This window comes from Dyadobacter sp. CY327 (genome assembly GCF_021390415.1).
In the GTDB taxonomy this organism is placed as follows: Bacteria; Bacteroidota; Bacteroidia; order Cytophagales; family Spirosomataceae; genus Dyadobacter; species Dyadobacter chenhuakuii.
On sequence record NZ_JAJUXJ010000005.1, the window covers coordinates 350589 to 361831 of the forward strand.

The 11243-nt window shown below is 44.7% G+C and carries 9 protein-coding genes and 1 tRNA gene; 5 read left to right on the forward strand and 5 right to left on the reverse strand.

Annotated features, from left to right (window positions below; genetic code table 11):
* Positions 1-25: 25 nt before the first annotated feature.
* Complete coding sequence (gene tsaD / locus LZG74_RS15105) at positions 26-1024, forward strand: tRNA (adenosine(37)-N6)-threonylcarbamoyltransferase complex transferase subunit TsaD (protein ID WP_233797375.1); 999 nt, start codon at positions 26-28, stop codon at positions 1022-1024.
* Between the two features lie 27 nt (positions 1025-1051).
* The gene (locus LZG74_RS15110; RefSeq protein ID WP_233797376.1) at positions 1052-1849 is read left to right on the forward strand and encodes an MOSC domain-containing protein; all 798 of its coding nucleotides are present in this window, start codon (positions 1052-1054) and stop codon (positions 1847-1849) included.
* Between the two features lie 112 nt (positions 1850-1961).
* Here the strand turns inward: LZG74_RS15110 and lpxA are convergent, their stop codons facing one another.
* From lpxA to LZG74_RS15130, 4 genes are all read right to left on the reverse strand, one after another.
* Positions 1962-2774, reverse strand: a complete 813-nt coding sequence (gene lpxA / locus LZG74_RS15115; protein WP_233797377.1) for an acyl-ACP--UDP-N-acetylglucosamine O-acyltransferase — start codon at positions 2772-2774, stop codon at positions 1962-1964.
* Positions 2771-4162 (reverse strand): bifunctional UDP-3-O-[3-hydroxymyristoyl] N-acetylglucosamine deacetylase/3-hydroxyacyl-ACP dehydratase, encoded by a 1392-nt coding sequence (locus tag LZG74_RS15120; protein ID WP_233797378.1) that lies wholly within the window; start codon positions 4160-4162, stop codon positions 2771-2773. The genes lpxA and LZG74_RS15120 overlap by 4 nt, the downstream gene beginning before the upstream one ends.
* 35 nt (positions 4163-4197) lie before the next feature.
* Positions 4198-5244: a UDP-3-O-(3-hydroxymyristoyl)glucosamine N-acyltransferase gene (gene lpxD / locus LZG74_RS15125; RefSeq protein WP_233797379.1), complete on the reverse strand. Its 1047-nt coding sequence runs from the start codon at positions 5242-5244 to the stop codon at positions 4198-4200.
* Between the two features lie 82 nt (positions 5245-5326).
* On the reverse strand, positions 5327-6559 hold the full coding sequence (locus tag LZG74_RS15130; RefSeq protein WP_233797380.1) for an HD domain-containing protein: 1233 nt from the start codon (positions 6557-6559) through the stop codon (positions 5327-5329).
* 197 nt (positions 6560-6756) lie between these two features.
* Here LZG74_RS15130 and LZG74_RS15135 point away from each other — a divergent pair.
* Positions 6757-6830 (forward strand) — tRNA-Ile (locus LZG74_RS15135).
* 162 nt (positions 6831-6992) lie between these two features.
* On the opposite strand, the gene LZG74_RS15140 is transcribed toward LZG74_RS15135, so the two are convergent.
* Positions 6993-8006, reverse strand: a complete 1014-nt coding sequence (locus tag LZG74_RS15140) for a phosphotransferase enzyme family protein (RefSeq protein WP_233797381.1) — start codon at positions 8004-8006, stop codon at positions 6993-6995.
* Between the two features lie 465 nt (positions 8007-8471).
* On the opposite strand from LZG74_RS15140, the gene LZG74_RS15145 reads away from it, so the two are divergent.
* Positions 8472-9923: a hypothetical protein gene (locus tag LZG74_RS15145; RefSeq protein WP_233797382.1), complete on the forward strand. Its 1452-nt coding sequence runs from the start codon at positions 8472-8474 to the stop codon at positions 9921-9923.
* A gap of 261 nt (positions 9924-10184) precedes the next feature.
* Positions 10185-11243 (forward strand): hypothetical protein (locus LZG74_RS15150; protein WP_233797383.1); only part of this gene is annotated, 1059 nt, incomplete at its 3' end.

Here is an 11243-nt window from a genome sequence, read left to right on the forward strand (position 1 = left end):
ATTTTGCGACTATAGTTCAACAAATATGAATATCCTCGCCATTGAATCGTCTTGTGACGAAACCTCCGCAGCCGTAATCACTAACGGGAAAATCTGCTCCAATGTTGTTGCTACGCAACTGATTCACACACAATATGGCGGCGTGGTTCCCGAACTTGCTTCGCGGGCACACCAGCAACACATTCTGCCTGTAGTTGATAACGCGCTGAACGATGCAAAAGTAGCAAAAAAAGACCTGGATGCCATTGCTTTTACCAAAGGACCGGGGTTATTAGGTGCTTTGCTAGTAGGGACTTCATTTGCCAAATCCATGGCATTGGGGCTCAATATTCCGCTCATCGAGATCAACCACATGCAAGCGCACGTGCTCGCGCATTTCATCGATGATCCCAAACCTGCATTTCCTTTTCTCTGCCTCACCGTCAGCGGCGGGCATACGCAGATTGTGAAGGTTACCGGGCCACTGGAAATGGAAATTATTGGTGAGACAAAAGACGATGCTGTGGGCGAAGCATTTGATAAAACAGCCAAATTGCTCGATCTGCCCTATCCTGGCGGACCTTTGATCGATAAATATGCCGCATTGGGTAACCCGAATGCTTACCCATTCCCGCTTCCTGAAATGCCCGGGCTGGACTTTTCTTTCAGTGGGATCAAGACTTCGTTTATGTATTTTTTGCAAAAACGGGTGCGTGAGAATCCTGGTTTCATCGGTGAAAATATCAATGATATCTGTGCGAGCATTCAGTTTACATTGGTGGACATCTTGTTGAAAAAACTAAAAAAAGCGTCGCGGGAAACGGGCATTAAGGAAATTGCAATCGCCGGCGGTGTCTCTGCGAACTCGGGATTACGGAAATCACTGCTTGAATTGGGGGAAAAACTGGGATGGAAAGTGTACATTCCGGCATTCGAATACTGCACAGATAATGCAGCCATGATTGCGATGGCTGCGCATTACAAGTTTGAAGCCAGGGATTTTACGGATCAAACTGTAAGTCCGCTCGCCCGGATGGAATTTTAAAAGTCATGAATAAAACACCTTTAAACAATGCGTTTATCAGAAATTTGGATCTATCCGGTCAAGTCGTTGGGTGGAATTCGCCTTACCGAGGCTAATGTCGAAGAAAGAGGCCTGCAGTACGATCGTCGCTGGCTCATCATTGACGAAAACAATGTGTTTATCACGCAAAGGGTTTTTGGTCAAATGGCGCTGATCGATGTCGCGCTGGAATCGAGTGGACTTAAAATATTTTTGAGAAACAATCCTGAAAACAATGTGATCCTTCCTTACGAACCTGGTTCTGGGGAAAAGGTCTCTGTAACGATATGGGACGACATTGTGAATGCGGTAACAGTTTCTGATGAAGCGGATGCCTGGCTCTCGGCGCAACTGGACAAGCGCGTCAGGCTTGTAATGATGCCGGAATCAACAGAGCGAAAGGCGGATCCGAAATATGCCAGCAATGGAGAGAATGTGAGCTTTGCAGACGGATTTCCATTCCTTGTCATATCCCAGGCCTCACTGGACGAGTTAAATTCCCGGTTAGAAGAACCAATTTCCATGGTCCGTTTTCGCCCAAATTTTGTGATTGCTGAAACAATGCCTTTCGAAGAAGATCAATGGAAGCGTATCCGGGTGGGAGAACTGGATTTTGAGATCGTAAAACCTTGCGGCCGGTGCGTGCTAACCACCGTCGACCCGGCAACTGGCGAAAAAGGCGCAGAGCCCCTGAAAACACTGGCATCTTACCGAAGGGTCAACAACAAGGTGCTTTTCGGACAGAATATGGTAGCAAGTAATTTTGGGCTTGTTAAGGAGGGGGATGCATTAGAAGTGGTTGAATAACAGCGAGCCTCGGATATTTGCTTCAAGATTCTTTTAGATTTCGTGCGTAAAAAAAGCCCGGGAAAACAATCCCGGGCTTCATATATTTTAACAAAATCCAATTGGAAAATCCCTAAGGCTGCGCTTCTGCTTCGGTGGTTCCGTTTGTCTGGAAAGGACTTTTCATAATCCCTCTTTCCGAATTACGGATGAAATTAATGACCACATCCCGCTCGTTGGATGGCGGCAATTCAAGTTCTATTTTTTGCAAAGCCTCCGCATTGTTCAGGCCGCGCATGTATATGTAGCGGTAAATGTTCTGGATCTCGTTAATCTTTTCGTTGCTGTAACCGCGTCTGCGCAGTCCCACCGAATTGATACCGGCATAGGAAATGGGTTCACGCGCCGCTTTTGTAAATGGCGGCACATCCTTACGGACCAATGTTGCCCCTGAAACGAATGCATGCGAACCGATTTTAACAAACTGATGGACAGCGCTTAACGCACTCACAATCGCCCAGTCACCTACATGTACGTGACCTGCCATTTGCACATTGTTTCCGATAATGCAGCTGTTTCCAACCCGGCAATCGTGCGCCACGTGGGCGTAAGCCATGATCAGACAGTCGGAGCCGACCACCGTTTTCCAATGTTCCTCGGTTCCGCGGCTGATCGTCGCATATTCGCGGATGGTGGTGTTGTCACCGATGATAGTGAATGTGTATTCGTTGTTATATTTAAGATCCTGAGGCGTCGATGCAATGACAGCTCCCGGAAAAATCCGGCAGTTTTTTCCTATTCTCGCGCCTGAATTAATAACAGCGTGTGATCCTATCCATGAGCCCTCACCAATTTCAACATCGGAATGTATCATTGCGAATGGTTCAATTTCTACATTCTGAGCGATCTTAGCGTCAGGATGAATATATGCTAATGATTGAGTCATTTTTTCTTTACCAGGCTTGCTATCATATCCGCTTCACACACCAACTGTCCGGCTACGTATCCCCGGCCACTCATTTTCACGATCCCTCTTTTCATCGGAGAAGTGAATTCACATTTAAATATCACCGTATCCCCGGGGAACACATTGCGGCGGAAGCGGCAAGCATCAATTCCGATCAGATAAGGCCAGTAATTATCAGGATCCGGCACGCTCGTTAAAACAAGGATACCGCCCGTCTGCGCCATCGCTTCCAATTGTAAAACGCCCGGCATAACAGGGTTTCCAGGAAAATGCCCTAAGAAAAACTGCTCATTGATCGTCACATTTTTCACGCCTACCACGCTGTTTTCGTCCAACGCGATGATCTTATCGATCATCTGGAACGGATAACGGTGCGCAAGCAGCTGACCGATCTGGTTAATATCAAAAACCGGCGCTTTATTCGGGTCGTATTGAGGAATATCCCCTTTGCCGGATTTGATTAGTTTCTTAATTTTTTTGGCCAAAGCCACATTGGCCGCATGTCCGGGACGGGCAGCCAAAATCTGCGCCTTAATCGGACGTCCTACCAGTGCAAGGTCCCCGATCAGGTCTAGCAGCTTGTGCCGCGCCATTTCGTTGGGATAATGCAGGTCAACGTTGTTGAGAATGCCTTTTGACTTATTAACACTCACCTTAGGCTTGCTCAAAAGCTGCGAAAGATGGTCCAACTCGCCATCCTGCACTTCACGATCCACAATAACAATCGCATTCGTCAGGTCGCCGCCTTTGATCAGGTTTTGACCGTATAACGCTTCAAGTTCGTGTAAGAATACAAATGTGCGGCATTCTGCGATATCGTCTTTAAATAATGTAATATCGTTCAGGGATGCGTGCTGACTGCTGATGACCGTGGAATTATAGTCAACCATGACGGTCAGACGATAATCGGACAGCGGCAGCGCCACAAGTTCCGTGTCAGTTTCTTTATTCATATAATGCACATATTCAGGAACTTCGAAGTAATTCCTGTATGCATTTTGTTCTTCAATGCCTGCATCGAGCAAAGCATCTACAAACTTGATGGAACTTCCGTCCATGATCGGCGGCTCGGGGCCGTCGAGCTGGATGAGCACATTGTCAATTTGCAAACCAACCAATGCTGCTAATGTATGCTCAACCGTATGGATCCGTGCTCCGTTTTGTTCAATGGTGGTTCCGCGCGACAGGTCGACAACATTGTCGACATCGGCATCTACGATTGGCTGGTCGGGTAAATCAATGCGTTGAAACTTGTATCCGTGGTTGGCAGGGGCTGGTACAAATGTCATTGTAGCCACCACACCTGTATGTAAACCTACTCCTGTTACGGATACAGACTTGGAAATGGTTTGTTGTTTTTCGTTCATTATAAATTTCCTTTTCTTCTTAAAGGCGCGTTGTATTATTGACCCTGAAAATCGGATGTTTCGTGTTTATTTTCCAGATCTTTCAGCCTTTCTTCTATTTCGGGGAGCCTTCTTACGAGGGCCATGGATCTTAAATGTTCGTTCAAATCCCTTGCTGGCGAGCCTGATAGCGAAAGTCCTTCCTTTTTGATGGATTTCCCTAATCCGCTCTGGGCGCCGATTTTGGTTTTATTAGCAATTGTAATGTGTCCCACAATCCCAACTTGTCCGGCAACAACACACTGTTCGCCTACCGTCGTCGATCCTGAGATTCCGGACTGTGCTGCAATTACGGTATTTTTTCCAATCTCTACATTATGTGCGATTTGCACGAGATTATCTATTTTAACACCTTTTCGAATAATCGTGGAACCCATTGTCGCACAATCGATTGTGGAATTGGACCCAACACTTACATCATCTTCGAGAATTACATTGCCAAGCTGCGGAATTGTTTTATAAGTCCCGTCAGTTTGTGGTGCAAAACCGAACCCATCGCTTCCAATGACTGTATTAGCGAAGATCACGCAGTTTTTACCAATGATTGTATTGTCATAAATGCGGACACCGGGATGGATAACCGAGTTGTCGCCAATTTCAATGTTATCTCCGAGATATGTGTTTGGATAAATCTTTACGCTATTCCCGATCACGCAGTTTTTACCAATGTAGGAAAATGCGCCGCGGTAGCAATTCTCGCCGGTCTGACTGTTCTCTCCGATAAAACTAGGCTGTTCAACCCCTGTTTTGCCACCGGCGATGCGTTTTTGATATTCTTCTAGCAGGATTGTGAATGCGGTGTAAGCGTTTTCGACATAGATAAGGGTTGTCGAAATCTCTTTTTTTGGAACAAAATCCTTGTTGACAATAACGGCAGAGGATTGTGTTGTATATATGTAAGGTTCGTATTTACTATTGGCTAAAAAGGAAATACAGCCCGGACGCCCTTCTTCAATTTTAGCAGCCGAATCAATTGTAATTTTTTCATTTCCAACAATGGTTCCATCAAGCATTTGAGCAATCTCGCTGACAGTAAATTTCATATATTTTCGGCTAATTTCGGGTAACGAATATCGAGTACTTATAGTGGATTTTGAAAAGGGCTTTTTCTTTTAACGATCCTGACTAACCACGCAAAGATACATTTTTAGCCCAACATACATAGTACTTGCGTACAATCTTAGTGAGCGCCTTAATGGTTGGTATATCGGATGCATCGGCAATGTCCAGCAGCGCGCCGCCCTTCATTTTCACCCGGATCGGGTCGAGTTCTTTTGCATAAGCCCAGTTGGTTGTTTCGCCGCTTACCAGAAAATAATCCATCTGCTCCTCAGCAACGCCTGCTTCCAGAAGCTGTCCCCGTAAGTCAGCAAGCAATGCCTCGTTTGGGGGAGCATCATAGAAAGTAATTTTAAACAACTGCCGGTTCAGGAGCATGGTACAGAGTGTCGAGAGAACGGGATCACTATGTGTTCGCCAGCCCTTTACAGAAGCCCATACGTCGTTATCATCCAAACCGTTGAACGAATCGAGCAGATCCTGGTGTATATCAAAGTCTTCAAGGCTGTAATTATTGTGCAGAAACCTCGCAAAATCCGGTGTGGCAAATAATGTTGCACCGCTTTCCGACAATTCGCGTGCTCTTTGCAGCAGCTGAGTGAGCATGGCCTGCGCGCTTAGCAATGTTTTATGCAAATAAACCTGCCAGTACATGAGCCTCCGCGCATGCAGGAAATTTTCAATGCTAAGCAAGCCTTTTTCCTCTACTACCAGCTGGTCCTCGCTCACATCAAGCATCTTAATGAGTCTGTCGGCACCGATAGAACCCTCAATCACACCCGTATAAAAACTATCGCGGTTCAGGTAATCCATCCGGTCCATATCCAGCTGGCTGGAAACCATTTGATGGAAAAACTTTCTGGGATAAGTCCCCTCAAACATCTGAATAGCCAGATCCAGCCTTCCCTCCATTTGCCGGTTCAAAGCTTTCATCATCACCAGCGTGATAGATTCATGGGCAACATGTTGCAACAAAACACTTTCCAAAACGTGGGAAAACGGGCCATGACCCAGGTCATGGAGTAAAATCGCTGCTTGCGCGGCCTCAAATTCGGGTTCCGAAATGGCGTGGCCTTTTTGTTGCAATACTTTGAGGGCCTGTCCCATGAGGTGCATGGCGCCCAGTGCGTGATGGAAGCGGGTATGCAGTGCGCCAGGATAAACGACATCTGCCAATCCCAACTGCTTAATCCGCCTCAAACGCTGAAAATAGGGATGATCAACCAGGTCGTAAAGCAGATCAGAAGAGATGGATATAAACCCGTAAACGGGATCGTTAATGATTTTCCTTTTATTCAAAGCTCGATTTTTTGGCAAAAGTAATAAACAAGCAACGGACAAAAGAAGTTATTCTTATCAATATGATTTGGAGAATTGCCGCTATTAAGTAATTTTGCAGTCCATTACCGGGCCTATAGCTCATTCGGTTAGAGCAACTGACCGCGCGGCGTCCGCTCATAATCAGTAGGTGCCTGGCCTATCCAGGAAAAAGTAACGGGCCTATAGCTCATTCGGTTAGAGCAACTGACTCATAATCAGTAGGTGCCTGGTTCGATTCCAGGTGGGCCCACTTGAAAATCAAGGACTTAGCTAAAAAAGCTAAGTCCTTTTTCTTTTGGTTGCAATAAAAGTTGCAATAGCTTTTGAGGGAAGTGGCATGCAAGACGCCGAAATAAAACTTTCCTGGGCATCAAAATGCCTTTTTGTAAATGCTGAACAGACGATGTTGTTTTTAGAACCAAAATTTCGTCTCTAGGTGTTTCAAAAATGCGACATAAACTTTCAATTGCGCAGGGTGTATAAAGCTGTAAAACTGATCATGGGTTGTATGAAAGCCCATATAAAACAACCAAAATCCAAGCGAGAGATATGGGACTGCCGCCAGCTCTTGCTCACTAATTGCCCGATGTAATTGGTATCCGGAAAGGAAAATAGTATAGTTGTTATCAAAAGCCTGCTGCGTCATACGGCCTGCATAAACTTCGATAGCCATGTGTTGCCAGAATGATGCGATGTCATACATCAACCAACCGCGCCCCATAAAGTCAAAATCAAAAAATGTTATTGAATCTCCTACAAAGTGCATGTTTTTGGGAAGGAAGTCGAAATGACAATATCCGGTTGTAAATTTTGAGGTGTCAATGGAAGCTAAATGGCTGGCAACGCGACGCGCCGCATTTTGTAGCCAGGTGTAACTTTCCTGGTCATTCTCAAATGCTGCTTTTAGCTTGTCCAACGGATCAAAAAGCGTCGTATTGTTATCAAAAGTCCATCTGTCTCCTGTTAATGTCAGCGCCGACGAAACCTTATGGAAGCGCGCCATTTGCTGACCAAAAATGTACAGCTGCCGTTCATTTAATGTTCTTTCTACCTGACCAGGCGCGTAACTGAAAAGCACTGCACATCTTTCCCCTTCAATCGCGTTAATGGTCTGTATAGCTTCGCCATGACGGTCAATGATAGGATATGAAACGGGCACAGCTGCGTGCTTTAGAGTAAAAAGCAGCCCTACTTCCGCTTGAACATTAGAGAAACTCCGATGAGACGAACGATAAAGACGAAGGATGAAGCGCCCTTGGTGTGAATTGATCAGATACGTATCGCCTACACCCCGGACTAAAAGCGAGCAATCAACATTGTCTAATCTATAAGACTCTGCCACAAACTCCCCTAATGCTGACGGACATAGTGTAGAATAACTGGCAGGAAAGATCATTTTCTGGGATACTTGTTGGTCTGTCTGCATGTATTGTCGGCATTAGATACGTGATTAATTATCGATCAGACTAAATCAACGGTAAAATCATCTCAAAATAAGCTCTTTTTGAGTTTAGTCTTACGTTATCTTAAATTCAGGGAAGCCTGCAGGACTTGCTTAATCTCCCTCTTAGCAGTCTTCCGGCATTCCGACCTTTACTCAATTTCCGCTGCATTCGGAATTCATTTTCCGTTAAATAACCAGCACGGACCGCAGGAACATTATCCTATATTTTCGTCGCTTCGTTATAATGATATGCACTATCATTGAGCACAATTAACAGATAGTACTACAATCGTTAGATAATACTACAAGCATCCGACTCAACTTCATTTTCTGGAATCTGCCATTCAAAGCAGCAGGCATAATCACTTGTTATAACCCCAATTGTCTAATCTGAGGTTTTTCAGTGATCAGTTTCTGTTACATGTCCCATTTAAAAACAAACTAAGAATGAAGAAGTTGTTCTTATTAATTACCCTCGCCGTATGTAATCAGCACTCACCCCGCTGGCCTGATCCGAAGCCAAAAGTACCGGTTTACATTCCCACGGCAGAAGATTCCGCCAAAACGCGCGGGCCGTTTATGCGCATTCACCCCATGGGTCGGTTCCCCGAGATGATTTATGACAATATTGAACGCAACCCAACACTCAAAATTGAAGAATGGCTATCATCGGAACTTCCGCTTGCTGATTTCGGACGCGTCCTCAAACCGGGACAAGAGATGGAGATGATTGCGTTCGGAGGCGGCCTGACTGCCGGAGTTATGAATGGCGGCATTACCCGGGAAAGCCAACAAACCAACTACACAAATTTGCTGGCGCACCAAATGGGAATCAAAAATTTTGCGATGCCACTGTTTGAAAAAGAAAATTATAATGGAACAGGATACTACGTATACCGTAATACGGAAAGCGAATATCCGCAATGGGACCGGGTTGTGAATAACACGATTCCTGTCTCAGCTGGCGGCCTGCCGGCAATGCCGGAATATAGGGGGAAGATTTCCAACTTTGCATTGCCTGACGGCAGCGCAGAAAGGTTTATGATGGGCAATGATTGCGTAAACTGTGACATAAATAAACTTTTTCTTTCGCGATTCAATCATTATAGGCGCCCATATCTGTCAGAAGCATTTGACGAAATCAAATCTGAAATACCCTATAATTTCGTGATCATTGAGGAATTTTTTGATCGATGGATGTACGGAATACAAACTGTAAGCCGGGTCGGCCTATGGGAATACTGCTTCAATGGATCGATTATGAATACTGGAAGGATTACTGACTCAGCAATTAACAACGTATTAAACAAGGGTCAGAAAGGTGTTATTTTCACTATCCCTCGTTTCCAGGATCTCGCTTATATGAAATGGTATTCGACCGAGGACCTAAAAAAGAGAACATCAAACATTTATATCACCTTTAATAAAAATAATGTGGGTGACGGGTTGGTAGATAGCGCAAAGCCGTTTTCCCTAATTCCAACAGCAAAACTTCATACTCTTTTTGAAAATTTTAAAGATGATGAGACTTTTAGGGCGAATCTTGAAGACAAAGAAGTTCTCGATTTCGATGAGTTATATATGGCTGACCCAGAGCTCTACTACAATCAAAAAATCAGAGAGTATGCAGCAAAAAGAGATTTGGCTTTGGTCGATCTTTTCGACCTCTATCAACGCATTCATAAGGGCGGCTTTAAGACGGATGACGGTGTATTAATCGACGGTTCACCTTCCGGAAATTTTTTCTCCTCTGACGGAATTTACCCGAGCCCACTTGGGCAAGCGATCATTGCAAATGAGGTAATCAAAGCTGTTAATCAACATTACGGGGCAAAAATCCCTTTGATAGACCTTAAAGGGTTTGCTAAGTCCGTGGGGCCAGACAAGAATTTTCAATGATACACAAGCAGACATCTGTCTTCTGACCACGAATTCTCACAAAGTGTAACCTCGTATGCATTAGTTCACTTACTAACGATACCTGACTAAGATTTTCCTGTTCTCATATTTCATTTAAACACAAAATCCATGAAGAAGTTGCTATTTCTCGTTGCCCTTGTTGCATGTAATCAGCACTCACCCCGCTGGCCTGATCCGAGGCCAAAAGTACCGGTTTACATTCCCACGGCAGAAGATTCCGCCAAAACGCGCGGGCCATTCATGCGCATTCACCCCATGGGCCGGTTCCCCGAGATGATTTATGACAATATTGAACGCAACCCAACACTCAAAATTGAAGAATGGCTATCATCGGAACTTCCGCTTGCTGATTTCGGCCGGATCCTAAAACCGGGACAAGAAATGGAAATGGTCGCATTTGGCGGTGGGTTAACTGCCGGAGTCATGAATGGCGGCATTACCCGCGAGAGCCAGCAAACCAATTACACAAATTTGCTCGCTCATCAAATGGGTATCAAAAATTTTGCTATGCCCCTGTTTGAAAAAGAGCATTATAATGGAACGGGCTATTACGTATACCGTAATACGGAAAGCGAATATCCGCAATGGGACCGGGTTGTGAATAATACTATTCCTGTCTCAGCTGGCGGCCTACCGACAATGCCGGAATATAAGGGGAAGATTTCCAACTTTGCATTGCCAGACGGTAGCGCAGAAAGGTTTATGATGGGCAATGATTGCGTAAACTGTGACTTAAATAAACTTTTTCTTTCGCGATTCAATCATTATAGGCGCCCATATCTGTCAGAAGCATTTGACGAAATCAAATCTGAAATACCCTATAATTTCGTGATCATTGAGGAATTTTTTGATCGATGGATGTACGGAATACAAACTGTAAGCCGGGTCGGCCTATGGGAATACTGCTTCAATGGATCGATTATGAATACTGGAAGGATTACTGACTCAGCAATTAACAACGTATTAAACAAGGGTCAGAAAGGTGTTATTTTCACTATCCCTCGTTTCCAGGATCTCGCTTATATGAAATGGTATTCGACCGAGGACCTAAAAAAGAGAACATCAAACATTTATATCACCTTTAATAAAAATAATGTGGGTGACGGGTTGGTAGATAGCGCAAAGCCGTTTTCCCTAATTCCAACAGCAAAACTTCATACTCTTTTTGAAAATTTTAAAGATGATGAGACTTTTAGGGTGAATCTTGAAGACAAAGAAGTTCTCGATTTCGATGAGTTATATATGGCTGACCCAGAGCTCTACTACAATCAAAAAATCAGAGAGTATGCAGCAAAAAGA

Coding starts and splice junctions, on each gene's coding strand:
- tsaD (WP_233797375.1), top strand. CDS start 26: ATGAATATCCTCGCCATTGAATCGTCTTGTGACGAAACCTCCGCAGCC.
- LZG74_RS15110 (WP_233797376.1), top strand. CDS start 1,052: ATGCGTTTATCAGAAATTTGGATCTATCCGGTCAAGTCGTTGGGTGGA.
- lpxA (WP_233797377.1), bottom strand. CDS start 2,774: ATGACTCAATCATTAGCATATATTCATCCTGACGCTAAGATCGCTCAG.
- LZG74_RS15120 (WP_233797378.1), bottom strand. CDS start 4,162: ATGAACGAAAAACAACAAACCATTTCCAAGTCTGTATCCGTAACAGGA.
- lpxD (WP_233797379.1), bottom strand. CDS start 5,244: ATGAAATTTACTGTCAGCGAGATTGCTCAAATGCTTGATGGAACCATT.
- LZG74_RS15140 (WP_233797381.1), bottom strand. CDS start 8,006: ATGCAGACAGACCAACAAGTATCCCAGAAAATGATCTTTCCTGCCAGT.
- LZG74_RS15145 (WP_233797382.1), top strand. CDS start 8,472: ATGAAGAAGTTGTTCTTATTAATTACCCTCGCCGTATGTAATCAGCAC.